Origin of the sequence: Bdellovibrio bacteriovorus str. Tiberius (genome assembly GCF_000317895.1) — a bacterium.
Taxonomy (GTDB): Bacteria; Bdellovibrionota; Bdellovibrionia; order Bdellovibrionales; family Bdellovibrionaceae; genus Bdellovibrio; species Bdellovibrio bacteriovorus_F.
Genome location: NC_019567.1, coordinates 1,995,502 through 2,022,227, shown reverse-complemented (window position 1 = coordinate 2,022,227; position 26,726 = coordinate 1,995,502). Strand labels below are relative to the sequence as shown.

Here is a 26,726-nt window from a genome sequence, read left to right as displayed (position 1 = left end):
TGTCTACACTCTCTTGATGATGTCTTTGATGGCTTTTTTGTGTTTCTTGCCGGTAAAGATCTCGTCGATCTCTTTCGGCTTCAAAAGCTTCTGGATCTGATCGTCCACCAGAAGTTTGTCTTTCAGATGTTCTCCGTAAGACAGGGAATGACAAAGACGCTGCACCAACGCATACGCATCCTCACGAATCATTCCTTTTTGAATCAGCGCCAGCAACACGTGGGAGCTGAAAATCTGTCCTTGAGAACTTTCAATATTGTCCATCATGCGTTTTTTGTTCACATCCAGACCATCCAACAAAATGCTCATGCGATTGCAGGCATAGTCCGCGACGATGAAAGCATCCGGGAACACCACGCGCTCAACCGAAGAATGGCTGATGTCGCGTTCATGCCAAAGCGCCACGTTTTCAAATCCGGCAATGGCATAACCACGCAGCAAGCGGGAAAGACCGGTGATGTTTTCCGCACTGATAGGGTTCTTTTTGTGAGGCATCGCTGAAGAGCCTTTTTGACCCTTGGTGAAGCCTTCGGTCACTTCAGCCACATCACTGCGCTGAAGATGACGAAGTTCCACCGCCAGGCGCTCAAGCCCTGTTCCGAACAACGCCAGGGCAGAAAGCATTTCGGCATGACGGTCACGCGGGATCACCTGGGTTGCGATAGTCTCGGTTTTCAACTTCAGCTTCTTTGCCACCAAAGTTTCAATTTTGGGAGCTTGAGAAGAATAAGTCCCCACCGCACCGCTAAGCTTGCAGATCATCATGTTATCAAGAGCGGATTTCACACGTTTTTTATTGCGCTGAGTTTCAGCCAGGAAGCCCGCCATCTTGAATCCGAAAGTGGTTGGTTCGGCAAACATGCCGTGCGTGCGTCCGGCACACAGGGTTTCCGCATGCCTGGTCACCAGGGTTTTCAGGGATTTTTCCAGAGCGACGATGGATTTCATCAGAACGACCCCGGCTTCACGCACCTGCAAGCTGAAGGCGGTATCCAGCACATCCGACGAGGTCATGCCGTAATGGATGAACTTTCCCTGCGGGCCGACGTTTTCAGCCAGATTTGAAACAAAGGCGATGACGTCGTGTTTGGTTTCTCGTTCGATTTCAGAGATTCTTTTTACATTGAAGCGAGCTTTTTGAGCGATGATCTTGGCTGCGTTCTTGGGGATGATGCCAAGCTGGGATTGAACCTGCGCCACCGCAATTTCAACTTCCATCATTTTTCCGAACTTGTGGTCGGCGTCCCAAAGAAGGCCCATTTCCGGGCGGGTGTATCTCTCAATCACGGATTTTGTTCCTTTCGCTTCTTCTCTTTTTGCTCTTTCAGAAGTTTTTCTTTCCACCAGTTGACGATCTGAAGCTGGATGCGCTCATGATTGTCAAAGTAAGATCCCCAACTGTAATGCGGCCACACTTCGGGCCCATCCAGATGAAGGTTGCCATAACCAGCACGTCCGCGACGGGCCGTCTGCTTTTCACCAAACACCGGGAAGCGTGAAGCCCCCAGTTGCGCATAAGTATAGTAATACTCCTGAGGGAAGCTTAGAATCTGCGGATCCGACAACGACATGCGCGCCGTCAGCAGATTCTTCATGCGATCACTGCGCACAGTCAGGTATTCTTTATTGAATCGCTGCACCGTCGGAATTCGCATCCACACATCAAATTGATCTGCCAATGAAGTTCTTTGCAAAACCATCATGTTTTCATGAGTCCATGGCGAAGACAGATCATCCACCACCAGTGTGTGCAGCGGCAGGCGATCGCGTTCAAAGCACTGCTGCAATCCCACGCGGTAACGAACCCAGCACCACTCAGGCTCTAAAGCCCCTTCAGGGAAGAAGTATTTTCCCAGGCGCTCATTCAGGAAGTAAGTTTCTTCGCTGGAAAGCATCCAGATGATTTGCTCCAGACGGAACAGACCTTGCTTTTCACCCGACAGCTCAAGTCCGGTGATAGACTTGCCACCACCAAAGGACACGTCCATGATCTGATGCGGGCGCATGACTTCAACACCTTTGCTGACAAGCCAGGTCAGGGATTTCTCAAGACCGTTGCGAGTCGCCTGACGAACCAGAAATGACGACGACAAAGGAACGGCCGCCCCCACAGAAGCTCCGCGCGCATTCGGGGCATAAGTGGTACCAGCCCACTGATGCGCCAGATGCAAAATCCAGCTCTGATCAAAACTCAAAGCTTCAAGATGCTTGTAAAGATTTTTCGCGGTTTTATCAGCACTGCTGCCGGCGATGAATTCTTTGACTGGTGCTGCCAGTGAAGACTGATCCAGTTTGTATTTGCTGACCGGACCTTTGAATTCAAAAGGACCTTCCTTCAGCCACAATGTGAAACCGTTGGAAACCTCATCGTAAGGATCATCCGAATACAGACGCTCAAGCTGGGACTCGGAAACGCGTTCGTTGCGCAGAAAACCAAAAGGACCTTCAACGTCTTCAGAGGGCCACACGCCCAGCTTTGAAGACACATCAACAAGAGTTGTTTTGATACCTTCTTTCGCCAAGGCCGCCGCCAGCCAATGACCGCGACCAAATGCTGAAATCAAGATAACGGGACTGCCCAGTTCCATCGCCGAGATAATCTCCTGTTTTTGAATTGAATTAGAATCCTAAAGGCTCTTAATGATTAGAAAATCACGAATTGATAAAGTCAAAGGTGCGCACTGCATCCAAAGGGTTTCCCGGGGCTTTTTCTTGTGATTTACCTTCGCCCCCTCTAGAATACGCCCATCAGGGGGAAACCATGCGTATTTTTACTCTTATCGCCCTAATTTTGTGCACTTCTTTTGCCTGGGCTAAGGACACACCATCCAGCTTCTTTGATCTTTCCGCGAACTCGCTTTCCGGCAAAAAGATCAATTTCTCCACATACCGGGGCAAGGTTGTTTTGGTGGTCAACACCGCTTCACAATGCGGGTTCACTCCTCAACTAAAAGAGCTGGAAGAAATGTACAAAAAATATGCAGACCGCGGTTTCGTGGTTCTGGGCTTTCCTTCCAACGACTTCAAACAGGAAAAGGGAACGAACGACGAAGTTCAGACTTTTGCCGCCAAGGAATTTGGCGTGACCTTCCCGTTGTTTGATAAAGCACCGGTCAGTGGCAAGGACATCCAGCCGGTTTATCAATTCCTGACGACACAAAAACCAGGATTGATCTTCAAAGACGTGGCCTGGAACTTTGAAAAGTTCCTTATCAACCGCAAAGGTCAGGCGGTTGAACGCTGGAGCTCAATCACCAAACCGTCCTCGGACTCCATCACAAAAACTGTGGAAAAGGCCCTGAACGAACCCCTCTAAAAAGTCCGGCGTCCCAAAGCGAGACAATCCGCCGATTTCTGGACTCCGTTTTGATACTTTGCTTTGAAGTTTTGCCCCTTTTGATTCGATAATATCAAGAGGGGGACCTTGTGAAAACCACAGCTCGATCACTTACATACAGCCTTCTGATTCTACTTGCTTTGGGGCTTAGCCTACCCTCAAAATCCCTGGCTCAGTCTGATCACAAATCCTACCTTATTTCCCAGGTTGACGCGGACGAAGCCTATGATCCATTCACTGATTATTCTGAATTTGAAGAAGAATCCGACGAAGAAGCTGACATCAACTTTTTCCGCAACGGCCGCTTCTTCACAATTGGTCTTGCGGGTGGTATGCGCGGATTCACCGGCAACTTTGCGGATGCGTATTCCTCGGCGCCAACTTTTGGTATTTTCCTGACTTACTTCTTTGACCTGCGTCTGGCGATGAGCCTGGGGTTCCAGACTGGTGACCACGCAGTGAAGTTCTCTGTAAACAACCAGGCCAAAACCTACGAAGGCAACGTGTCCATCACGGCCGTGAACTTTGATTTGAAATATTACATGAACACCCAGAACGTGACCCGCGGTCTTGCGGATCTGAATCCATACATCCTGGGCGGCTTGGGTCAGTTCTATCGCACATACACAATTGCGGGCCTTGATGGCTTCAGCCGTGACTCGACAATGGGTTTTGATATCGGTGCGGGTTTAGAGATCCCCTTGATGCGCAAAAAAGCCTACCTGGGCTTGCAAGGGACCTATCACTATGTGAACTTCAGCGACGAGAATAAGTCCTATGTGGACGGCACTGAAAAGCTGGATAAGAATCTGACCGGTGACTTCTATAACTTCCTGGTGATCCTGGGGATGAACTTCTAATCATCCCGCATTTCTGACCAGACTAACTGACAAAGACCCCAATGACTTGCAGCAAAAGGCCCACGATAATCACAACCGGGCCTGCCCACTTCAGAACAAACATCCAATGCGGATACATTGAATAGCTGACGAACTTGTCCTTGTCGACAAAGCCCAGCTCTTTTTCCTTGTCTGAAACGCCGCGATTGAAGGCGATCAAAATACCCAGCGCCACCAATGGCAACAACCAGTTGATCAGCAATGAATCCAGATTTTCAATCAGTGACCGGCCACCCACGCGGATGTCCTTAAAGATCGAACTGGAAAGCGCCGGCAGAACCGTCAGCATCAAAGCAATCGCTCCGGAATACCAGGTCGCTTTACCACGTTCCATTTCTTTCTTGGCATCCACCCAGTTGGACACGACAACTTCCAGCAAACCAATACTGGCATTCAGTGCCGCCATATAAAGACACGCAAAGAACGCCAAACCAAACAGCGTGCCTCCGCGAATCCCCAACAGGTACTTCGGCAAGACTTCAAACATCAACGCCGGATCAGTCAACGGCACATTGGACGCCTGGAAAGCCACCGGGAAAATCATCACCACGGCAACCAGTGAAATCACCGTATCCACGATCGTCACACGGAAACCCGCCGTCGGAACGTGGTCTTCTTCACGCATGTAAGAACCAAAGGTCACCATCGTGCCAAAGCCCACCGAAAGCGTGAAGAACACATGCCCTAATGCGTGGTTGATGGAATCCCAGCTCAGCTTTGAAAAGTCCGGATAAAACAGGAAGCGCAAAACCTCCGGAGTTGAAGGCAGCGAGAACGAACGCATGACCAGAATAATAACCAGCACTGCAAACAGCGGCATGGTGTAGCCGATCCAGCGCTCCAGCCCCTGCTGCACCCCTTTTACAACCACAACAACCGTGATCAGGATGTGCGCACTGGCCAGCATCAACTGCAGCCAGCCATTGGACATCAAGGCCGCCAGATTGGTTTTGTCAGTCAGTTGTTCGGGACTGGAAAATAAAGAAACCAGGAATTGGGTCAGAAAGTGCAAAACCCAGCCACTGATAACCGAATAATAAGACAAGACGACAATGCTGACCATCACGGCCAGTCGCCCGACCCAGCGGAAATTCACGCCGGTCTTGGCGCTCATCTGCTGGGTCGCCACGATCACCGAACGACGCGTGCCTTTACCCAGCATCAGCTCGGCAATCAGCAGCGGAGCACCAATGGCCAAAGCCAGCAGACCATAAAGCAAAATGAAGGCACCGCCTCCATTTTCGCCCACGACATAGGGAAAACGCCACAGATTTCCCAGACCACAGGCAGAGCCGATGGCCAGAAGATAGAATCCATAGCGTGTTTTCCACGAGCCGCGTTTACTAGCCATTATCCGGTCCACCACGGCGTGATTTCATACAGAAGATACGAATCGGCATCCCGTGAAGGTCCCAGTTCGTTTTAATGTGTTTAATCAGGAAGCGGCGATAGGAATTCGTCACACCATCCGGATGATTCGCAAATGCGATAAATGCCGGAGGCTGCTGATATGTCTGAGTCAGATAATAGAACTTCACGTTCGTCGTACCCCAAACCGGAGCCGGAGCTTTACGGATGGTTTCGAAGAAGAAGTCATTCAGCTCTGCCGTTGGAACACGGAAGGTCATCTGATGAGCGACTTTTTCAATCATCTCAAACAGGTCTTCCAGACCGTAACCGGTTTTGGCACTGGTGAAGACAACGTGAACGTCAGTGAAGAAGTGGAACACACGCTCAACCTGCTCACGGAAGGTCTTGCGGTATTCAGGAACTTCCTTGCCACCCAAGTCTGACTTATTCGCCACGACGATCACACCTTTGTGATCTTCCAGAATCGCCTGCATGATACGCGCATCCTGATCTGTCGGGCCGACAGTTCCATCCACCATCAACAGCACGATATCCGCACGACGAATGGCTTCCTGGGATTTGAAGGCAGAAATGATTTCCAGATCCTCTTCACGTTTTGCAGAACGACGAAGACCGGCGGTATCCACCAAAGTGTACTTTTTCTCGTTATAAACGAAAGGAGAATCGACAGAGTCAATGGTCGTTCCGGCAACATCCGAAACGATCATTCGATTGAAGCCCAGAATCGCATTACAGATAGAGCTCTTACCCACGTTCGGTTTACCGACGATGGCGATATTCATGCCCTCTTTCACCGTTCCTGGATTTTCAGGGATCTGCGCCACAACCCATTCAAGGATCTCAGCCAGACCACGGCGCTGCTCAAAAGAGGCCGCAATCACGTCCACACCGAACTCATAGAAGTCAGCTTTGGCCATATCCTGATCCTGATCGCTGTCGACCTTGTTGATCACCAGAAGGAACGGCTTGCCAGTTTGTTTCGCCACGCGAATGATGTCACGGTCTTCAGGCACCAGACCCACACGCCCATCCATCACTGCCACGATCAGATCCACCGAGTGCAGGAACTCAGTCACCTGTTCTTTGATCAGCTTGGAGAAAATATCGCCGGCTTCCGTGATACCGCCCGTGTCGATCAGGTCGAATTGCTTGCCCCAGATATCGACAGGTTCGATCATGATGTCACGAGTAACACCCGCCTGGTTTTTCACCACGGCTTTGCGGGTTTCAGTGATGATATTAAACAGTGTTGATTTACCGACATTCGGGCGACCGATGATCGCCACTTTCGGCGAGAAATCAGTCTTTAGAGTCGACGACATATCCAAGCTCCTTCATCATGCGTTTATTGGAGAACCACTCGGGCTTGGATGCCACGTTCAGGTCCAGGAAGATTTTTTCTCCCATCAGTTTTTCAATTTCCTTGCGGGCTTCCATACCGATCTGCTTGATCACGCTGGCGCCTTTTCCGATCACGATCGCTTTGTGGCTGTCTTTGGACACCACGATCTCGGCATAGATCTTTGGAACCGGCTTGGCTTCTTCTTCAAACTTCACGATGCGAACCGCGATAGAATACGGGATTTCATGGTGAAGCGCCTCAAAGCACTGTTCACGGACGATTTCCGCCGCCATTTCACGCACGTTTTCGTTCGTAAACAACTCAGTGTCATAAAGTGGAGCCGGAGACTCTGGCAGCAATTCCATGAACTCAATCAGAAGTGCTTCACGCTCTTCCTGATCGTTTTTGGAGTCTTTCACGGACACAGAGAAGGCTTTGCCGCCCTTGTCCTCGACCATCTTGCGAAGAATCATCACACGGTGGGCTTTTTCCTCGATATCCGTTTTGGTGATCACGGCGATCCATGGCTTGCCGCTTTTGGAAACCAGGTCGATGACCTTTTCAGCGTTTTCCGGTTTTTCCTCATCCACCGCAATGATCGCCAAAAGCGCATCAGAGCTGTTGATAACATCATGGGCTTCCTGTGCCAGGAAACCATTCAAACCCTCATCGGCTTTGATCAAACCCGGAGCATCAACAAAGATCACCTGACCTTTATCTGTGCTCCAGATGCCCAGAATACGGCGGCGGGTTGTCTGAGGTTTTGAAGAGACGATAGAGACCTTTTCGTCCACAAGGAAGTTCATCAACGTGCTCTTCCCCGCGTTCGGCTGTCCGATCAGACCTAAAAATCCAGCTTTGTAACTCATCTTAATTCGTCTCCTTGTACTTCATCTCAAGGGCATTCTTTGCCGCCATTTGCTCGGCGTTTTTCTTACTGCGGCCCCGCCCTTGAGCCCAGACATCTTCTTTTACTTTTACACAAACCAGGAACTCCCGATCATGCGGGGGCCCTTCTTCCGCCAGCACTTCATAGCGTGGCGTTTCTTTCGAGGACTTCTGCACCAGTTCCTGCAGACGGGTTTTATAATCCCGCTCGAAGTCCTCGTGACCACACACCCGATCCGCCAAAGGAACAAATTCCTGACGAATAAAGCTGCGAGCCACTTCGAAACCACCGTCCAGGTACAGCGCCCCGACAATGGCTTCAAACGAAGAGGCTATCAGGCGCGGCTTCTGCGCGCCCCCGGTCAGGGCTTCGCCCTTTCCCAGTTGCATGAGTTTATTCAAACCCATTTCCAGTGCCAGTTCGGACAGAACCTCTTCATTGACAATACTGGCACGTTTCTTTGACAATCCACCTTCAGTGTCGGTCGGGAATTTTTCATACAAAAACTCTCCCACGACCAGATCCAAAACAGCATCACCCAGGAATTCGAGCTTTTCATTGTGCTCAACGGTGTTTCTCAGCTCGTTGGCAAAACTCTTGTGGGTCAGCGCTCTTTCCAGCAGTGCCGGTTTCTTAAAGTGATACCCTACACGCTCTTCAAGACTCTTTCGGCCCTGATCACTCATGACAGAACCTCGCCGATCAGATGACCTTCCATGTGTTGTTTGTTGGAATGATCATAGCCTGTCACTTTCACATCGACTTCCTGACCCGCCCAGTGATCCAGGAAGCTATCGGCACCGGAAATATCCACTGGCCAGTAATCATGACTAAGACCCTGTCCGCCTTTGGCGGCATTTTTCAGGACCAGCACACGCTTGGTGCTGCCGATCTGATTCCGGGCTTGTTCGGTGTAACGACTGATACTCAGTTCGCGCAGACGTGCCGCTCTTTCCGCGCGCACATGCGGATACACAGAAACATCCATAGCCGCCGCACGGGTGCCCTGACGTTCGCTGTACGGGAATACGTGCAGCTTGGTCCACGGCAGATCTTTCAGGCAGTTGTAGGTGTCCTGGAACTGCTCTTCGGTTTCAGTTGGGAAACCCGTGATGACATCCATCCCGACAAAGCTGCCGGGAACACGGTCCGCAATCGCGCGCAGAGATTTTTGCACGTCTTCTTGCGTGTATTTGCGCTTCATATGGAAAAGCACATCGGTGTTGGCACTTTGAATGCTCATATGGAAATGCGGGCACAGACGTGAATCCTGATAAAGATCCAACAGACGCTCAGACACTTCCACCGGCTCAAGGCTTGAAAGACGGAAACGTGGCATCTTGGTTTTCGCCAGAAGATTTTCCAGCAGATCTTCCATCACATATTTACGGTCACCGATCTGGTCTTCATAATCGCCGATATGCACGCCGGTCAGCACCACTTCGCGCGAGCCTTCCGCATACAGGTCATTGATACGATTCACCAGATCCGCCACCGGGATGGAACGGCTCTTACCGCGGGCATAAGGAATAATGCAGTAAGTACAGAAACTGTTACAGCCATCCTGAATTTTCAGGAAGGTGCGGGTGTGTTGCTTTTCAATACCACCGCCGGCTTCCAGATCCTCTTTTTTAAAAATGTTGGATTTAAATACTTTTTCAGTCAGCTCACCGCGGAAGTGCTTGTTCAAAAGATCCGGCAGACTGCCTTTGTGGGAATTGGCCACAATAAGATCTGCCCCCGGAAGACCTGAGAACGACCCGGTGTCGACTTGCGCCGCACATCCTGTCACCACGATCGTGCAGAAAGGATCTTTCACCTTCAGACGACGGATATAGCGAACCGCCTCTTTCGTGGCTTCCGCAGTCACCGCACAGGTGTTCAGCACGTGGATGCGCGCGTCTTTCTGGCCGGACACCACCGGCATGAAGCCGCTGGCGTTCAGGTTTTTCTGGATCAGGCCGGCATCGTAAGTGTTCACCTTACAGCCGAAAGTGTGGACCTGATACTTCATAGAGTGATCCATCCGCCCCCCACGAGCTGCCTGTCACGATAGAAAACGGCAGCCTGACCTGGAGTCACTGCACGCTGAGGCTCTGTGAATTTCAATTTAAAGCCGCTGTCAGTTTTAATCACCTGAGCCGGGGCCCCTTTGTGCTGATAGCGAATCTTCACATTCATGATTTCGCCGTCCTGGATTTCATCCAGCAGCTTTGGATCGACGACATCGACTTCCTTGGCGAAAAGATGTTTTTCTTCGCCCACCCAGACTGTGTTGTCAGCGGCATCGATCTTAATCACGAACAGTTTTTCGTGATAATCCATGCCCAGACCTTTTGATTGACCATAGGTATAGTTGTGAATGCCTTCATGAGAAGCCATCACCTGACCTTCCGGGAAGCGCTTGATCAGACCTTTTTTGCTGGCCAGAATTTCGGACTTCACATGATCTTTGATAAAGTTCTGATAACCCTGATTGCCGACAAAGCAGATGCCTTGAGAATCTTTCTTGCGCGCAGTCACCAGACCACGGCTTTCAGAATACTCGCGCACCTGCGGCTTTTTCATATCTCCCACCGGGAACAAAAGCTTCGGCACCAATTCCGGATCAATTGTAAACAGGAAGTAAGTCTGATCTTTCCAGTCATCTGTGGATGTGTGGATCGAGGCTTTGCCTTTGTCGTCATAAACGATTTTGGCATAGTGGCCGGTGGCGATATAGTCACACTCAAGCTCACGCATTTTTTTAACCAGGTGGTCAAATTTCAAATACGTATTGCAGTTCACACATGGAAGCGGCGTTTGCCCTTCCAGGTAGGCTTTCAAGAAAGGATCAATAACCGCGGCACGGAATTTCGCTTCGCAGTTGATCACATAAAACGGAATACCAAGACGGTCTGCAACCGAACGAGCGTCATCCACGTCGATACTGGAACAGCACGTGCCGTTTCCTTCCTCGATATCACAGGTGGAATAATCCCAGACCTGCATCGTGGCTCCGATAACTTCGTAACCCTGTTCGACCAAGAGCGCAGCCGCGGCGGAACTGTCCACGCCTCCGCTCATAGCAACAAGGACTCTTCCTTTAGACATGACAAGTCTCTCCTTTGTCGTCGTTCAAAGATCGCAAGCGATCCACTACTGTTTTCAATGTATCTACAAACGAATCCACCTGCTCCAGTGTGCTGTCCCAGCCAAGGCTTAAACGCAGGCTGTTCTGAGCTTCGTCACGGGACAGACCCATCGCCAAAAGCACCGGGCTTGGCTCGGGATTCCCGGAAGAACATGCAGCCCCCGTGGAGACAGCATAGCCTTTGATATCCAAAGACATCAGCATGGTTTCCCCATCAGCACCTTTCAGCACCAATGAACTTGTGTTCGGCAGACGAGGGGTTTCCCCGGCAGTCACCGTCACTTCAGAAATTTCAGAAAGAATGCGGGCTTCCATGTGATCACGAAGAGCTGCCAGCGTCTTGGATTTTTCCGCAATCATTGGCGCACGCTTGGCAACCACACCCAGCGCCCCGATACCCAGTGTGTTTTCAGTGCCGCCACGGCGGTGTCTTTCCTGAGCGCCTCCGTGAATCAGAGGTGTGACGTTGTTGCCCTTCTTCGCATACAAAACTCCGATTCCTTTGACGGAATAGAATTTGTGACCAGAGAAAGAGGCAAAATCGACATTCAACGCCTTCAGGTCCACCGGCACTTTACCGAAAGCCTGTACCGCATCCGTATGGAAGAGCGCGCCTTTTTTATGCGCCATCTCGACCATTTCTTTGATCGGGAATAATGTGCCCGTTTCATTGTTGGCAAACATCACAGACACCAGTGCGGTTTCTTCGCTCAGATGCTCTTCATAGAATTTCAGATCAATCTGCCCCTGACGATTCACCGGAATAAAATCCACGCGCGCCCCCAGATCTTTCAGGTGCTGCATGGTTTTCATGATGCTTGGGTGCTCCACTTCAGAACTCATGAAGTGAGTGCGCTTGCGCTGCTCCGGAGTCAGGAACTGTGCTGTCTGGTAGTATTCCAGCAGACCTTTCAAAACTGTGTTGTTGGCTTCGCTGCCACCGGAAGTGAAAATGATTTCCAGCGGACTTGCGTTCACCATTTCTGCCACGGCCTTGCGCGCGTCACGCAGAATATTCTTCGGCTGACGACCACCCCAATGGATGGAGCTTGGGTTCCCCCAAGCTTGTGCGAACTCGGGCAGAGATTCCAAAACCTCTTTGCACACCGGAGTCGTGGCGTTGTGATCGAAATAATGAAGGACCTTGGTCTGTATCATAAGCTGCCGGAACCTATCATAGTTCTTAAGTATTGAGAACCTCTAAGATAATTTGCCCTTTTAGGGTGTCCACTGCGTTAACAGATCAGGAAATTTCTACACCCCGTTTCTGCCTGTTTTCCAGGCCGACCAGGGATTTTTCGGTCCTTAACTGGACTAGACCTCAGTTTTCACTCAGGTTTTTAACAGGAATTCCGATAAACACAGGGATGAGTCATCATTTATGGTTTGAACATTTTAAAGAGCAACTTCAAGGACTTACCGAAGCCTTTGAACAAAGTGCTACGCCTCTGAGCCTTTTGGCTTACGCCATCAAGGAGCAACGCCTGAGCTCTGAGGACTATCTTCGTTGGGCGATGACTCACCATAAACTGCCTTTGCTTCAGTCACGATTTTTTACAGAAACTCCCGTGTCCCAGGAAATGTTCGCGAAGTGGGCGACCCATTATCCGTGGTCTGCGGAGTGTCTGCCTGTGGCGGAGTGGGATGGATCCCTCATCGTAGCATGTCTTCAGCCGCCGCAGGATTTTCCTTCAATGCCTTCCAGTATTCTGGTTCTGGCGACCTACGAAAATCTGGAAGCCACCTGGAAACAACTGCACCCGGAAAGACAACAAGCCCCTGCTGCAACCCCGGTGGCCGAAGAAGCCCCCGAGGGTATTGATCTTTCCGTGGTCACGACGACAAAACAAGCTTCCGACAGCTTCTCTTTCGAGGATCTGGGGGTAAAAACCGATTCCAAAGAGGCTCCGGAATTCCAGCCTTTAAGTGAAGATGAACTGCAACTGGGTGAAACCGGTGGCGAAAAACTTGATGGTCTGTTTGATGGCCCCACGGTGATCCGTCTTGAGGCTTTAAGCCCATCCGCAGAAACACCGACGCCAGCTGCTCCGGTTCCTGAACCGGTGGCCGTTTCCTCTGAAACGCCAGAGACTGAGCTTAAAACTGTGATTTCTCCTCTGTCACCGCTGACTCCGCTAACCCCGGCGCCAGCTGCAACAATGCCGAATGAACCGGCTGCTGTGGCGACCGCTGTGGAAAGTTCTGCACCAAAACGTGCAACACCTCCACCGCCTCCACCTAAAGCTGAAACACCGCCTCCATTTGAGGACAGCTTCAGCAACAAACCAATTGCGATCACTCCGCGCCCGGCTGGTGTGGCTAAGCCAACCATCAATCCGGTGGCCAGTGGTCATTTTGCTTTGGAAAAAATCAAAAAGAAAAATGCTGCTTTGCTGAATGAGAAAATCAAAACGGCCCTAAGCCAGATGAAAGTGCACTTTGAAAAGTCCATGATTCTGACTTTGGACGAACAGGAAACGCAGATGACCGCCTTTGCCTGGGATGAAAATTTCCAGGGCATGAAGGACACGTCCATGCGCTTCCCGCTTCAGACGCCAAGTGTTTTCAATATTGTGGCGACGACGCAAAAACCGTATCACGGCTATATCTCCCTGAATGCGATCAACGAGAAATTCTTTGATGGCTGGAATCAGGGTCGCATCCCGGATCATGTGACCATCACACCCATCATTATCAATGAAAAACTGGTGGGAATGCTGATGGGCTTTGCTGAAAAAGCGGCCTACAACAAAGTCTCTTTGACTCTGGCTGAAAAGCTTTCCGGCGAATTCACAAAAGGTCTGCAGGCGGCATAATCATGACCATTTTCCTGCAGATCCTGCTAAGTTTCATTCTGACTGAGGCTTCTGCAAATTCCTGTTCCCAGCATAATCCGATGGCTGCCGATGTACCACTGTGTCCTGCCGGCGGCAGCAAACTGCTTTCTGAAAACTATCCCATTATGGCGGCCACTGTTTCTGATGACATGGGAGGACCTGGTTACGTTAAAGACTATGTCACCAAGGTTCTAAAGGCCCAATCACAAAAACCACCACAATTCTTTCTGGCCGTGACTGATGAAACCTGGGACGACGTTGTCCGGGAAATCAAAAAGCAAGCTCCGGATCAAACCACCGCCCAGCAATGGATTTCAGGCCTGAGCCGCGTGAAAACCAACAGTCGCTGGAACTGGCAGCAGGATTATTTTGAAAGCTTCTTTGATCCAAATACCGGGAAACCGGTATTGCGCGAAGTTCAGGGCTATGGCCGCCACGGCAACGCCTTCAATGATCTGATGAAACAATCCAGCAAGGATTGCTCGTTTCAAGAGGGAAAAAAGCTGACGAACAATCCTTACAAATCCGGGCACAGCGGCGGCAACATCGAAGCCGTCAACGGACTTTGCCTGATTGGCTCGGATCACTTCGAAGGCACCGAATGGGACAGATACGCCAAAGTCACTTGCGAAAATCCCGCCATGGCTGTGAAAACCCCCTCCGATTTTTTAAGCGTTGGCCACACGGATGAGTTTTTCAAAACCCTGAAGGACCCAACTCAAAAAGCCCCTTGCGATTTCAGCCTGTCCTTTGCCAGCCCCAAAAAAGGTCTGGACCTGCTGAAGAAAAACCCGCAAGGCCGGGCTTTTGATTTTTCGCACCTGACACCGGATGAAGCTCTGGCCCGCATGAGCCAGACCCCTTACACCTATATCTGTCAGGAATTTTCCTATAGCAAAGCCCTGAAAAACAACGGTGGCAATCCGGAAAAGTCCCGCGAAAAACGGTCGCGCGGAGTCAGTCAGTTCCTTTTTGAAATCATGCTGCCGCCCGTCTCTGCTGGTGCCACAGTTCAACCCCTAAAAGACGCTGAATCCAAACGCATGCAGGAATACCTGGAAAGGATTTCTGAAGGTGGTATTGACGATCCCGCCCTGGAACGCAGCCGTCGCGAAGAAAAGTACGCTCGCTTAAACCGTCGGCGCGCCCTGATGCGCCAGACGGGAATGATCAAGGATTCAACCAGCATCCAGAACACCATGGACTGCTACAATATGACCAATAAGGATCTGGCCAACCTGATTGAAGAGGATTTTGAGTTCAAAGAATTCAATGCCTCCATCGAAGAGGCGACTCAAAAGTTCAAAAAAGACTTACTGGCGAAAGTTAAAAAGTCCTATCCACAATGCAACCCGAAAACGGTGGAACTTCCTGATCTTTTCATTGGGGAAATGGACTATGACAGCAATCCTCCCAAATACGTGAACGGTTCTGCAGATTCGATTTTCCCCAATCCCACAAACGGTGATATCGTGCAAGACACCTTCATTTTGCCTGAGCCGGTAAATCCGGCATTTAAAAGTGACATCGATTCCTCAATCAAAAGTCTGGGACTTAAAACTGATTACATCGACACGCATTTTGCCCATTCCATGAATGGAAATCTGCATTGTTCCAGCCACACCATGCGCTATTGCCGCCCTCAAGGAGGCACCAAATGATCCGTCACCTTCTGATTTTCATTTTTATATTCGGATTCATTTCAGCGGCCGAAGCTCAGAATAAAAAAACACTTTATTCCTGCCAGCTGCAGGACGAATGGCTTCAAGCCAAAAGTCTCTCGGCCGGAATTAACATCGAAGACCTCGACCACGCGACCATCACAATCAAGTCCGCATCCGAAACTGTGGTCTGCCCGATGGCAGTTGAAACAGTTCAGGATGCCTCCCGCAGCCGTATCGCGCGTATTATTTTTAGCATGACTCCGGCAGGGTGCTCACCTCAGGAAAAACTCTTCCACCGCAATTTGCGCCGTCGCGTGGAGCTGTTTGTTGATGCCCATCCCGATGCCAAAGGATCAGCCCAGCTGTCCTGGCGTCATCGTGGGGCTCGCTCCGAGTGCAAGGAAACTGCGAACAACCTGAAGGCCCACGGAATTGGAAATAAATTCCATCCCACCCCAGCGAATCCAACCAAGAACGCCTCAGGAACAAGATAAGCCCGTCTCACAAAATGGGCCGGGAAATTAATACGTTACCCCCCTGCCCCTATTGAGTTTTAACCTTAATGCCGTTACTTTTCAGGGCCATGAAAAACCTTTCAGTACTTTTCATTGTCCTGCTTCTTCCTTCTCTTCTTTGGGCCCAAGGCACACGCATTAAAGTTCTCAGCGTGCATGACGGCGACACACTGACAGCAGTGGACGTTTCAAACAACACCCGAGTCAAAGTGCGCTTGATGGGCGTTGACACCCCGGAAGTGGACTTCATGAAAGAAACCCAAGGGGATGTGGCGCTGGCCGCTCGCGACTTCCTGCGATCCCTGATCCCGGCTGATGGCATTATCACTCTCAGTGAAGACAGCCAGATCGACAAACACGGACGTATCCTGGGTCGTTTGTTGAATGGAAAAAATGAACTCAATATCGAAATGCTTAAAAATGGCTGGGGTATGATTTACTTCATCTATCCGTTTGAAAAACGCGTGGTGAGTGATTACAGCAAAGCCTCGAAGGAAGCCTTCGACAACCGTCTGGGCATTTTCTCAAACGACTATCGTGACACCCAGGAACCTTATCAGTTCCGCATGCGCGTGCAAAAACAAGTCGGCAGAAATCCAGTGGGCGATCTGGAACTGAAAAAAGTGGTTCCACCTGAAGAGATCAACAAGATCCCGGTCTGGAAACGCGTATTCTTCCCGAACTACGAAATGGCTTATCAAAACGGCTACAACTAACGCAACGCTTATGCAAAATTGCGGTGGGCCCTCCTGCGGAGAGTGCCGCAAGAGGTACCTTTTAAACTTGGCGGGTGGTGATTTTTCTTTCGGTGTCGCTGAGTTTTTCAAAGCGCACCTCGACACGCTGCCAGTTCAGCGGCAGGTAATCGAAATCCAGGCGGTTTGCCCATTCAATAATAATCAGTGAATTTTTCTGGGCAAACAGATCCCAGAAACCGGAACTTTCCAGATCGTCGTCATCCTTCAGACGATACAGATCCAGATGATCCAGGGCTTTGCCTTCAGCATTTTCATAGCGCAGATGAATGGCAAAGCTTGGTGACTGAACATCGCGCATTCCCAGCTCGGCGGCAATCATTTGCACCGAGGTCGTTTTGCCGGCACCGACATCGCCGCTCATTAGTAAAATGCAGCGGTCATTCAGGTGGGGCAAAAACTCCTGCCAGAAGCTTTTCAGCTCCTGGAGGTTTTTTACGATGTGTTGGGAATTCAGGATGGTCATATTATTTCAGGATTTTTCTCATCTTACGGACAGATTCTTCCATGCCATGCTCGAGCGCATAACACACCAGAGAATGTCCAATATTCACTTCCTGAAGATGCGGCAACTTATTGATAAGTTTGGAATGTTCATAATCAAGCCCGTGGCCTGCGTGCACATTCAACCCCAGATAATGCGCCCATTCAGCAGCATCACAAAGACGCTTCCATTCAGCGGCTTTGCGAGCTCCTTTAAGCATAACCCATTTACCCGTGTGGAATTCAACGGCGTCAGCACCGATTTCATAAGAGGCTTCAACTTGTTCAATGGAAGGCTCAATAAACATGGAGATTTCAATGCCGATGCGCTGAAGCTTTTCAACCATCGGGAACATTTTCTTAAAGCCTTTCTTTACATCCAAACCACCTTCGGTGGTCAGTTCAGCACGCTTCTCAGGAACGAAACACACCCAGTCAGGACGATACTTCTTGGCGTAAGTCACCATCTGAGAGGTCGCGGCCATTTCGAGATTCAGAGGCACTGAACAATGCTTGGAAAGCACCTTAAGATCTTCCAATTGAATATGACGACGGTCTTCACGAAGATGAATCGTGATTTGTTCTGCGCCACCTTTGACGGACTTTTTCACCATATCCAGCAAATTAGGATAAGCCGTTGTCCCACCACGCACCTGACGAAGCGTCGCCACGTGGTCCACATTTACACCCAAACGAATTTTATGTTTCATAGACTTTTAGGACGACAGAATGTCGCCCCCCTTATATTTAAGACAGTTCTTTTTCCAGGAAAGAGGCGATCTCTTCCGCAAATTGAGTGATCTGAGCTTTCTCAGTCCCCTCAACCAGCACACGAATCACGGGCTCAGTTCCAGAGAAACGAACGAAGACGCGGCCATTGCCAGCCAGTTTCTTCTCAATACTGCGAATCATGTCGTTGTATCCGGCAAGCTCAGAAAGCTCGGCACGGCGTTTTACACGGCAATTGATCAGGATCTGCGGAACGTCTTCAAAGACATGATTCAGATCGCTCATTTTCTTGCCAGTTTGTTTCATCACCGCCAGAACACTCAACGCCGCGATACAACCATCACCCGTTGTGGTGTGATCCAGGAAGATAATGTGACCGGATTGTTCGCCACCCAGGTTGTAACCATTTTTACGCATCTCTTCGACCACGTATTTGTCACCCACGCCGGTCTTTACAAGCTTGATGCCTGCTTCATTCATGCGCTTTTCAAGGCCGAAGTTCGACATCTGCGTTGCCACCAGAGTGTCACCCTTCAACAGGCCACGCTCTTTCATATGCAAAGCACAGATCGCCAAAATGCGGTCTCCGTTCACGATCTCGCCTTTTTCATCGACCATGATCACCCGGTCCGCATCCCCGTCCAGACTGATACCCACGTCCGCACGATAGTGCAAAACGGATTCAGCCAGCTTTTGCGGATACAACGCACCGACCTTGTCATTGATGTTTGTGCCATTTGGATCATCACCCAGCTGGATCACTTCCGCACCCAGCTCCTGGAAGATGGATGGAGCAACCTTATAAGACGCTCCGTTAGCGGTATCCAGAACGATACGCATGCCATCCAGAGTGTACTCCAGAGGGAATGTGCCCTTTACGTAAACGATATAACGTCCTTGAGAATCTTCAATACGACGAGTGCGACCGATTTCTTTGCTTGGCGGCAGAAGTGGTGTCAGGTCTTCTTCCAGAACCAGGCGCTCGATTTCGCGTTCCATCTCTTCAGAGATTTTGAAACCATCAGAACCAAACACTTTGATCCCGTTGTCATGGAATGGATTGTGGGAAGCAGAGATCACGATCCCCGCCGCGGCACGCATGGTGCGGGTCAAATAACCAATCCCTGGAGTTGGCAGTGGTCCCACCAGCTGCACGAACACACCCATGGAGTTTAACCCGGAAGCCAAAGCCTGCTCGATCATATAACCGGACAGACGCGTGTCTTTTCCGATAACCACTTTGCGCACGCTGGAGGATTTTTCTTCAGCCTCTTTGCGCAAAAGATAACCGATGGCCTGACCAATTTTAACGACCATTTCCGGAGTCATTGGATACTGATTCGCAGTCCCGCGAATACCGTCAGTCCCAAACAGTCTTGTTTTCTTTTCCACTTTATCGGCTTTCTTGTTCGTCACGGGGCTTTTCCTTTATCAGCAACACTTCTGCTTGAATTTGATTTGGACGGACACCCAGAATTCGCACACCCAGCGGCACTTCAATTTTGCTGAGAGGGATATCCACGTTCACCACACCTTCACCTCTTTGCGAGATATCCAGCGTGATACTTTGAGCCAGTGAGCTTTCCAGGAACTTTTTCAATGAAGAACGAGGCCCTGAAACCTTCACCTTGATATGATCCGTCGTCTGAGCCACCACATGGGTGCCCGGCGCCGTGATCAGCTCAATATCAATATTTTTACTTAGAACAAAATCGCGGCGACCCAAAATGGTCAGCCACAGAATCAACGATATAAACAACGCCACAACTTTGTAGCTGAAGTTTTCGGTGATGACATTCGACCAACGACGCCTCATCAAACCTCCCCTTGTTGAGAGAAGGCCTTGTACTTAAGACCGAAAGTTTCATAAAGAGCTTTACGGATATCACCCAGTTCCACGTTAGGACTCAAGTGACCCCCTTGAACGATACCAATGGATTTGTTTTCTTCCGAAACAACAAACACCAAAGCGTCGGTTTCTTCAGTCAAACCAATGGCGGCACGGTGACGCGTCCCCAGGTTCTTATCCAAGGCCGGATTTTTACTGAGCGGCAGGAAACAACCCGCAGAATGAATTTTACCATTACGAATCAACACCGCCCCGTCGTGCATCGGACTTTCCGGATGGAAGATGGATGCCAGCAATTCAGCAGAGACTTTGGAATCCATTTCGGTGCCGAATTCAATGTGATAATCGATGACGATTTCGCGCTCAACCACCACCAACGCGCCGAAGCCTTTTTGAGCGGTCAGGATAATCCCCTTGGCGATCTCTTCAATCACCTGAGTTTCCTGAATTGTGGAGGCATCACTGAAGAACGGGTTGCTGCCGATATGAGCCAGTGCACGACGAATCTCGCCCTGGAACAGGACAACCACGATCACAAACAGGTTGGAGAAGAATTTTTCAAGAATCCAGTTAAAGGTGAAGAGCTCCAGCCAGATACTCAGGATGTACCCGATCGCCAGAACCCCTAGGCCGGAAAGCATTTGAATCGTCCCGGTTCGTTTGATCAGAACCAGAATGCGATAAACAACCATCCAAACCAGAAGCATGTCGATAGCATCCTGCACCCGCAAGTGCTGGACGATGAACACGAGATTGTCGACAAACTGCTGCAACATCTAAGATGCCTTTATAAAAAATTGTTGTCGTCAAAAAGGCTCTGCCGACGAAGTGTCGGCAGATTGGGTTTCAGAATTTTTAGATCGTCACCGGGCCGGTGTTACCCACCGGATCTCCAGATCCTTTCTTTTCCGCCGCGTTCATAATTGCCGCGTTGGTGTCTTTCTTGGTATTGCGGTATTTTTCAATTTCCGCAACTGCCGCGCCATTCACCAGCATGTCGACTTCATGACCGTCGATGGTTTCGTATTCGAGCAACGCTTGAGTCAGGCGCTCCAGAGCATCCTGGTTGTCACGAAGGATCTGGATGGAAACCTCGTAACCGTCCTTGATGATCTTTTCGACTTCAGTGTCGATCTCTTGAGCTTTCGCATCAGAGTACTCTTTGGACTTGTTGCCATAGCCCATACCCATGAACACCGGATTGTCGCGGGTTTCATAAGCCAAAGGACCCAGCTTGCTCATACCCCATTCACACACCATGCGGCGGGCGATTTCAGTCGCACGCTCGATGTCGTTTCCGGCACCGGTGGTGATGTCTTTAAAGATCAATTCTTCAGCCGCACGACCACCAAACAGGAAGGCGATCATGTTTTCAGCTTTGGACTTGGACAAGGACACGCTTTCTTTTTCCGGCAAAGTCTGAGTCACACCCAGTGCCATACCACGAGGGATGATGGTCACTTTGTGGATCGGATCCAAACCAGCCAATTTTTTACCAACCAGAGTATGACCTGCTTCGTGGTAAGCCGTGACTTTCTTGTCTTCATCAGAAATCACCATGGAACGTCTTTCCGCACCCATTGTGACTTTGTCTTTCGCTTTTTCGAAATCGTCCATTTCAAGATACTTCTTGTCAGAACGAGCCGCCACCAGGGCTGCCTCATTCACAAGGTTCTCAAGATCCGCACCCGAGAAGCCCGGAGTACCACGTGCGATTTTGGAAGCATCCACATCAGGACCCAGTGGAGTTTTACGCATATGCACCGCAAGGATTTGCTCACGTCCTTTAAGATCGGGCTTATTCACGATCACACGACGGTCGAAACGACCTGGACGAAGCAACGCCGGATCCAGAACGTCAGGACGGTTGGTTGCCGCGATCATGATCACGCCTTCAGAGGATTCAAAACCATCCATCTCTACCAGCAACTGATTCAGGGTTTGCTCACGTTCATCGTGACCACCACCCATACCAGCACCACGATGGCGACCTACGGCATCGATCTCATCAATAAAGATCAGGCATGGAGCATTCTTTTTACCCTGTTCGAACAAATCACGAACACGGCTGGCACCAACACCGACGAACATTTCAACGAAGTCAGAACCGGAAATTGTGAAGAATGGAACGCCCGCTTCACCCGCAACAGCGCGAGCCAGCAACGTCTTACCAGTACCCGGAGAACCCACCAGCAAAACCCCTTTAGGGATGCGGCCGCCAAGTTTGGTGTACTTCTTAGGGTCTTTCAGGAAGCTTACGATTTCCTGCAGGTCTTCTTTGGCTTCGTCCACACCGGCAACCTCTTTGAAGGTCACGCGGTTTTTATGCTCCGTCAAAAGACGTGCACGGGATTTACCGAAGGACATGGCTTTACCGCCACCGGCCTGGATCTGGCGCATGATAAACAGGAACATCGCCACGATCAGAATCAGCGGCAGCCAGTTCACCAGCAAAGACTGGAAGAAACCGCCGTTGTCAGCGCGCTCGTAATTTGGCGTGATGCCGTGTTGTTGCAGGAATTTATAGCCCTCATCCTGGGTGTTCCCGATGATGGCAAAGTGAGTGCCGTTGTATTTCTTTTCGAATTCCGGCTTCATTTCACCAACGACTTCGCTGGAATCCTGACGGAAGGTGACAGTTGCCACCTCACCAGCCTTTACGGCTTCAGTGAATTTGGAGAAATTAAAGTCAGCAATCGCTTTTTGATGCTTGCTCTCATAGGCTTGAAATAGAAACACAGCCATGATGATCAGGAAGAACCATAGAGCCAGCGTTTTCTGGGTTGATCGCATTTCAGTTCCTTTCGGTCGAAGGTCTAATACCCCTCAAAGGGTAGCATGAATGCCCTCTCAAAAAAAGAAACTTTAGAGTGAGAAACAAGTCCTCTCAAATCAGGACTGGACCTTGATTTGCTCTGCGTTAACTTCCCATTGGCATCCAGCGACTTTGAATGTGATCACTTTTTGCGACTTGTCCAGGCGCTTTTGAATTTCTTCCAGGTGAGATTGCGAAAAATCTCGTTTTCCGAGGGAAAACAGGTACTGGGCCAACAATCTTTTTTGCTCAAACGGACTCAGTGTGAGGTAAAAAGACCGGCGCAAGCCCTGTGTCTTATAAGCCTCATTCTGCCCCAGCAAGTCACCCCATGGGCGATTTTCAATCTCTTGAGCAATGGTTTCCAGCGACCGGGCCAAGGCCGCAGTCGAGCCTCTGGAGCGTCTTTCAAGGGATTTTAGCCACTCTTCCCGCAGCCAATTGCGCAAAGGGTCCAGTCCCTTGTTGGTTGGGTCCTCGAAGCTTCGAAGCCGCTCTTCACGCAGATATTTTTTAAGCTCTTTCTTGGAAATCTCCAAAAGCGGGCGAAACAAACCATCCCGCAGAATATGCATCGCCGCAAACCCCTGAGCCCCGGTGCCGCGAATCAAACGAATCAATCTTGTCTCCAGCAGGTCATCCCGATGGTGCCCTGTAGCCACAAGTTCGAAACCTTCTTCCTTCTTCAGGCGGTCCAAAGCCTCATAACGCAGCTCGCGATACTCTGCCTCTGATTTAGCCATTTGCGAGGCGCGCAATGGGTAAAAGTCAATCTCAAGCTTCTTGCAAAGCTTTTCGCAAAACTCCTGCGCCTCTTTGCGATATTCCTGATTGGAGTCCTCGCCATGGTGAAAGTAACAAACCCCGAGAAGATTTTTTTTATGCACCTTCGTCAAGCTGCGCAGCAAAGCCACTGAATCCGTGCCACCAGAAAGCGCCACCAGAATTTTTTTATCCTGCAGCGAATGAAGTTTAATCAGCTTCCATACGTGGTGATCCAGATCCTGCTTGGCCTTTGACAGTTTCACTCTACTCCCCTGCAACCGCGACGGTCTTGATGTTCACGAATTCCATGATTCCGAAATGACCCAACTCGCGGCCATAGCCGGATTCTTTGATCCCGCCAAACGGGATTCTTGGGTCCGACTTCACGTAATCATTCACCACGACAAATCCGGCCTGCAACTCTTTTTCAATCAGCTCTTTGCCCTTTTTCACGTCTCGAGTAAAGATTCCACCGCCCAGACCGTACGGCGAAGAGTTGGCCACGGCCAAGGCCTCTTCCGTGTTTTTTACGATGAACACCGACGCCACCGGACCAAATATTTCTTCGCGGTGCACTTCCGGATGATCTTTTTCAAAGACCACCACCGTTGCTGGATAAAAGGCCCCCGCCCCTTGCGGAGCCGAACCACCCAGGACAACTTTGCCGCCCCATTTTTTCAGTTTTTCCACCTGATCGACGATGGTTTTTTGAAATTTCACTGACGCCAAAGGGGCCAGCTCAGCTTCTTTCATTTCTTTACTGAAGTGATGAATAAAATCTTTGGCGACTTTTTCGTTCACGATAAACCTTTTCCCCGCCACGCAGCTTTGCCCGCAGTTCACCAGACGCACTTTCGCACACGCCTTGGCGGCGGCCTCAACATCGGCATCTTCCAAAACCAGATAGGCATCACTGCCGCCCAGCTCCAGAACGATCTTTTTCAGATTCTTGGCCGCTTCAGTCGCAACCGATCTGCCACCCTGACTGCTGCCAGTGAACGTCACACCATGCACCACCGGATGCGCAATCACCTGGGCTGCCACGTCGTGATTGACCTGAATGTTGCGCAAAAGTTTATAGTCCGGCGTCAGGTCGTTAAAGATTTTACCAATCAGTTCAGAGGTGCCCGCGGTCAAATCCGCATGCTTCAGCAAAATCACATTCCCCGCCATCAGTGCGGGAGCCGCAAACCGGATCACCTGCCACAGAGGGAAATTCCAGGGCATGACACTAAAAACAACCCCGACAGGCTGAAAGCTGACTTCGGCATGTTTGTACGGAGAAGACGCTGCCACCTGATTTTTCAGCATGGTTTCAGCCTCTTTGGCGTAGTGCTCGCATGTAACGGCGCACTTTTCAACTTCAGCTTTACCTTCGGCGATGAGTTTTCCCATCTCCTGATTCATCATTTGCGCCAATTCAGATTTATGACTGCGCAAGGCCTGCGCAAGCTTTAGCAAAACCTCCGCGCGTTCTTTGAACGAAACTTTACGCCAGATTTGAAAATCCTTTGCTGCCTGTTCAATATTTTTTTCTGTGTCGGACCAGGAAAGGTGATTGTAGGATCCAAGAACATCGCCAGTGGCGGGATTCACGGTTTGAAAAGCACTCATAACAACCTCCGAAAACTCAAGGCTGCCACAAGAATGAAAGATGCGCCTCTCTCAGCGCATCAAAGAAACAAACTACAAAGTCAAAAAGACCTGCTGGAAGGAAACAACAAGGCCTCCAAGAAATGCCATGGTCATCGTGCCCCAAGCCATGGATTTATAGAACTTGCCAAGCTGCATGGCGCCCCGGGCATAAGGTCTTTCCGACGCCAGCACAGGAATAGGCTTTACCATCGTGCGAATGAACTGATGGCAGCACAGACAGAATAAAACGACAGAGATCAGACTTAGAATAAGTTGTTCCATGCTGATCTCTTCGGCAGAAGTCTGTCTCAACTTGAGACAGACTTAAGTCTTGTATTTTAGGCTTTATCTTCGGATTCGTCCTTGGAAGCAGGCGTATCCTTTTTGATGATATCGATTTCAGCAGTGATTTTGAATTTATGGGTTTCAGCGAACTTCGAAGCTTCTTTGACGAAGTCGATCTTCTGAATGATCCCGACGATTTCTTTGGTCACGCGCTGAGTGACCTCGTCCTTGGACTTCTGCGCCCCTTGAATCAGCAAATTCAGTGCTTCTTTGGGAAGCTTCAGTTCAGAGACATAGGCGCGCAGGTTTTCTTCGGTCATAAACGCGGCACTGACACCCGCGGTGAAAACCTTTTTTACCGTGTCACCCAGAAGACCTTTCAGATCCCCCGAGTTGTCCTTGTCGTCTTTTTTGCTTCCGTCAGTTGCCATAAAGTTGTTTCACTCGCTTGTGATAGCTGCTGATCATATTTGGTAGATTCACACTGACCAAGGCGTTGGCAATCGGACCTGGTACAAACATGCTGAAAGTGGCTTCAACCGTGTACGTCGCACGGGTTTTACCGGCTTCGTCTTCCAGTTTCCAGGAACCCACAGAAGTTTTAAACACATCGCCAGAGGCAAATTCCCAGGAGATGCTTTTGGGTGCGGATTCAGTCATCCACAAAGAATATTTAAAACTTTTTACGACAGACACGTTGTATTCAACCAGCTTGCGGTTGCCTTCGGTTTTAAGAACCGAGCACTTTTTCACTTCCGGCAGAAACTCATGATACTTGTCGTAGTCAGAGATGATTTTGAAGAATTGTTCGACGCTGCAGTTGAAAACTTCGGTTGTGGATGCTTTTGCCATAGGCCCTTAGTGTGTCGATTTCAAAGCATCGAGTCAACGCGGGCCTAGACCACAAAACGATTATGTTACATCGCCTTTGCTATTTCGCTCCCACGCGTGCGTACCAATCCTCAACCCAGGAATGCCATTTGGACTCACCCTCGCCATCATCCACGATCAAAGAATCATGGCTGATCATTGTGCCGTTGGGCTTTTGCACCATCTGATAGTGCGCGATCCAGTCAATCTCGCCATCGACAGACACTCGGAACAACCATTGATCAATCGACCAGTTGCCGTCAGCGTTGATCAACCATTGCTCGGAAATGCCTTCAAGGTGTCCAGAGTGGAAATTCCCGTTTTCATCATACCCGCCCACAGCGCTCAGATAGTCAGCCTGACGAGCCCCTTCGGTCCCAATCGGTACGATACTGGACAATGTTAGATAAATCCCAAACTGGGTTTCTGAAATCGTGCCGGTGTCTTTGATGATTTGATTTAGATTTTCCCACTGGGATGCGGCCATAGCACCAGAACCCAACATCAGAACAGAAACGAAAATGGATGCGATCAGTTTTTTCATGCTTTAAAG

The 26,726-nt window shown here is 50.0% G+C and carries 27 protein-coding genes; 6 read left to right on the top strand and 21 right to left on the bottom strand.

Annotation, left to right across the window (positions count from 1 at the left end):
* Positions 1-3 precede the first annotated feature (3 nt).
* Positions 4-1,287: an adenylosuccinate lyase gene (gene purB, locus BDT_RS09665; protein WP_015091053.1), complete on the bottom strand. Its 1,284-nt coding sequence runs from the start codon at positions 1,285-1,287 to the stop codon at positions 4-6.
* A complete protein-coding gene (locus BDT_RS09660; RefSeq protein WP_015091052.1) occupies positions 1,284-2,588 on the bottom strand; it encodes a hypothetical protein in 1,305 nt (434 codons plus the stop codon). Before BDT_RS09660 ends, purB begins: the two co-directional genes overlap by 4 nt.
* A gap of 173 nt (positions 2,589-2,761) precedes the next feature.
* Between BDT_RS09660 and BDT_RS09655 the strand changes: the two genes are divergently transcribed.
* Both BDT_RS09655 and BDT_RS09650 read left to right on the top strand, forming a co-directional pair.
* Entirely contained in the window at positions 2,762-3,316 is a 555-nt protein-coding gene (locus BDT_RS09655; RefSeq protein WP_015091051.1) for a glutathione peroxidase, read from the top strand.
* Between the two features lie 110 nt (positions 3,317-3,426).
* Positions 3,427-4,197 carry an outer membrane beta-barrel protein gene (locus tag BDT_RS09650; RefSeq protein ID WP_015091050.1) on the top strand — a complete coding sequence of 257 codons (771 nt, stop codon included), beginning with the start codon at positions 3,427-3,429 and terminating at the stop codon, positions 4,195-4,197.
* 22 nt (positions 4,198-4,219) lie between these two features.
* Here the strand turns inward: BDT_RS09650 and BDT_RS09645 are convergent, their stop codons facing one another.
* From BDT_RS09645 to BDT_RS09615, 7 genes are read right to left on the bottom strand one after another with little or no spacing between them, the layout of a single operon-like run.
* Positions 4,220-5,587 carry a sodium-dependent transporter gene (locus tag BDT_RS09645; RefSeq protein ID WP_011164397.1) on the bottom strand — a complete coding sequence of 456 codons (1,368 nt, stop codon included), beginning with the start codon at positions 5,585-5,587 and terminating at the stop codon, positions 4,220-4,222.
* A complete protein-coding gene (der, locus tag BDT_RS09640) occupies positions 5,580-6,929 on the bottom strand; it encodes a ribosome biogenesis GTPase Der (RefSeq protein ID WP_015091049.1) in 1,350 nt (449 codons plus the stop codon). The genes BDT_RS09645 and der overlap by 8 nt, the downstream gene beginning before the upstream one ends.
* Positions 6,907-7,818: a GTPase Era gene (gene era / locus BDT_RS09635; protein ID WP_015091048.1), complete on the bottom strand. Its 912-nt coding sequence runs from the start codon at positions 7,816-7,818 to the stop codon at positions 6,907-6,909. Before era ends, der begins: the two co-directional genes overlap by 23 nt.
* A gap of 1 nt (position 7,819) precedes the next feature.
* Positions 7,820-8,524, bottom strand: a complete 705-nt coding sequence (gene rnc / locus BDT_RS09630) for a ribonuclease III (protein WP_015091047.1) — start codon at positions 8,522-8,524, stop codon at positions 7,820-7,822.
* Positions 8,521-9,852 carry a tRNA (N(6)-L-threonylcarbamoyladenosine(37)-C(2))-methylthiotransferase MtaB gene (mtaB, locus tag BDT_RS09625; RefSeq protein WP_041577566.1) on the bottom strand — a complete coding sequence of 444 codons (1,332 nt, stop codon included), beginning with the start codon at positions 9,850-9,852 and terminating at the stop codon, positions 8,521-8,523. The genes rnc and mtaB overlap by 4 nt, the downstream gene beginning before the upstream one ends.
* Positions 9,849-10,931, bottom strand: a complete 1,083-nt coding sequence (gene mnmA, locus BDT_RS09620) for a tRNA 2-thiouridine(34) synthase MnmA (RefSeq protein ID WP_148278790.1) — start codon at positions 10,929-10,931, stop codon at positions 9,849-9,851. The genes mtaB and mnmA overlap by 4 nt, the downstream gene beginning before the upstream one ends.
* A complete protein-coding gene (locus BDT_RS09615; RefSeq protein ID WP_015091044.1) occupies positions 10,924-12,129 on the bottom strand; it encodes a cysteine desulfurase family protein in 1,206 nt (401 codons plus the stop codon). Before BDT_RS09615 ends, mnmA begins: the two co-directional genes overlap by 8 nt.
* A 209-nt stretch (positions 12,130-12,338) precedes the next feature.
* Between BDT_RS09615 and BDT_RS09610 the strand changes: the two genes are divergently transcribed.
* The 4 genes from BDT_RS09610 to BDT_RS09595 all read left to right on the top strand — a co-directional run bounded on the left by BDT_RS09610 (position 12,339) and on the right by BDT_RS09595 (position 16,703).
* Complete coding sequence (locus tag BDT_RS09610) at positions 12,339-13,787, top strand: hypothetical protein (RefSeq protein ID WP_015091043.1); 1,449 nt, start codon at positions 12,339-12,341, stop codon at positions 13,785-13,787.
* Positions 13,788-13,789: 2 nt separating this feature from the next.
* Positions 13,790-15,469 carry a protein-arginine deiminase family protein gene (locus BDT_RS09605; protein WP_015091042.1) on the top strand — a complete coding sequence of 560 codons (1,680 nt, stop codon included), beginning with the start codon at positions 13,790-13,792 and terminating at the stop codon, positions 15,467-15,469.
* Positions 15,466-15,966: a hypothetical protein gene (locus tag BDT_RS09600; RefSeq protein ID WP_015091041.1), complete on the top strand. Its 501-nt coding sequence runs from the start codon at positions 15,466-15,468 to the stop codon at positions 15,964-15,966. Before BDT_RS09605 ends, BDT_RS09600 begins: the two co-directional genes overlap by 4 nt.
* Positions 15,967-16,055: 89 nt before the next feature.
* Positions 16,056-16,703 (top strand): thermonuclease family protein, encoded by a 648-nt coding sequence (locus tag BDT_RS09595; protein WP_015091040.1) that lies wholly within the window; start codon positions 16,056-16,058, stop codon positions 16,701-16,703.
* Positions 16,704-16,764: 61 nt separating this feature from the next.
* Here the strand turns inward: BDT_RS09595 and tsaE are convergent, their stop codons facing one another.
* From tsaE to BDT_RS09535, 12 genes are all read right to left on the bottom strand, one after another.
* Entirely contained in the window at positions 16,765-17,208 is a 444-nt protein-coding gene (tsaE, locus tag BDT_RS09590; RefSeq protein WP_015091039.1) for a tRNA (adenosine(37)-N6)-threonylcarbamoyltransferase complex ATPase subunit type 1 TsaE, read from the bottom strand.
* A 1-nt stretch (position 17,209) separates the two neighbouring features.
* The gene (locus BDT_RS09585; RefSeq protein ID WP_015091038.1) at positions 17,210-17,935 is read right to left on the bottom strand and encodes a pyridoxine 5'-phosphate synthase; all 726 of its coding nucleotides are present in this window, start codon (positions 17,933-17,935) and stop codon (positions 17,210-17,212) included.
* A 37-nt stretch (positions 17,936-17,972) separates the two neighbouring features.
* Complete coding sequence (gene glmM, locus BDT_RS09580; protein ID WP_015091037.1) at positions 17,973-19,346, bottom strand: phosphoglucosamine mutase; 1,374 nt, start codon at positions 19,344-19,346, stop codon at positions 17,973-17,975.
* Between the two features lies 1 nt (position 19,347).
* Positions 19,348-19,770 (bottom strand): CdaR family protein, encoded by a 423-nt coding sequence (locus BDT_RS09575; protein WP_015091036.1) that lies wholly within the window; start codon positions 19,768-19,770, stop codon positions 19,348-19,350.
* Entirely contained in the window at positions 19,770-20,579 is an 810-nt protein-coding gene (gene cdaA, locus BDT_RS09570) for a diadenylate cyclase CdaA (protein ID WP_011164382.1), read from the bottom strand. The genes BDT_RS09575 and cdaA overlap by 1 nt, the downstream gene beginning before the upstream one ends.
* Positions 20,580-20,658: 79 nt before the next feature.
* Positions 20,659-22,596: an ATP-dependent zinc metalloprotease FtsH gene (gene ftsH / locus BDT_RS09565; protein ID WP_015091035.1), complete on the bottom strand. Its 1,938-nt coding sequence runs from the start codon at positions 22,594-22,596 to the stop codon at positions 20,659-20,661.
* Between the two features lie 99 nt (positions 22,597-22,695).
* Complete coding sequence (gene tilS / locus BDT_RS09560) at positions 22,696-23,646, bottom strand: tRNA lysidine(34) synthetase TilS (protein ID WP_015091034.1); 951 nt, start codon at positions 23,644-23,646, stop codon at positions 22,696-22,698.
* Position 23,647: 1 nt separating this feature from the next.
* Entirely contained in the window at positions 23,648-24,997 is a 1,350-nt protein-coding gene (locus BDT_RS09555; RefSeq protein WP_015091033.1) for an NAD-dependent succinate-semialdehyde dehydrogenase, read from the bottom strand.
* 72 nt (positions 24,998-25,069) lie between these two features.
* A complete protein-coding gene (locus BDT_RS09550) occupies positions 25,070-25,300 on the bottom strand; it encodes a hypothetical protein (protein WP_235046074.1) in 231 nt (76 codons plus the stop codon).
* Positions 25,301-25,356: 56 nt separating this feature from the next.
* Positions 25,357-25,734 carry a hypothetical protein gene (locus BDT_RS09545; RefSeq protein WP_015091031.1) on the bottom strand — a complete coding sequence of 126 codons (378 nt, stop codon included), beginning with the start codon at positions 25,732-25,734 and terminating at the stop codon, positions 25,357-25,359.
* Positions 25,724-26,155 (bottom strand): type II toxin-antitoxin system RatA family toxin, encoded by a 432-nt coding sequence (locus tag BDT_RS09540; RefSeq protein ID WP_015091030.1) that lies wholly within the window; start codon positions 26,153-26,155, stop codon positions 25,724-25,726. The genes BDT_RS09545 and BDT_RS09540 overlap by 11 nt, the downstream gene beginning before the upstream one ends.
* A 79-nt stretch (positions 26,156-26,234) precedes the next feature.
* Positions 26,235-26,717: a hypothetical protein gene (locus BDT_RS09535; RefSeq protein ID WP_015091029.1), complete on the bottom strand. Its 483-nt coding sequence runs from the start codon at positions 26,715-26,717 to the stop codon at positions 26,235-26,237.
* Between the last annotated feature and the right edge of the window lie 9 nt (positions 26,718-26,726).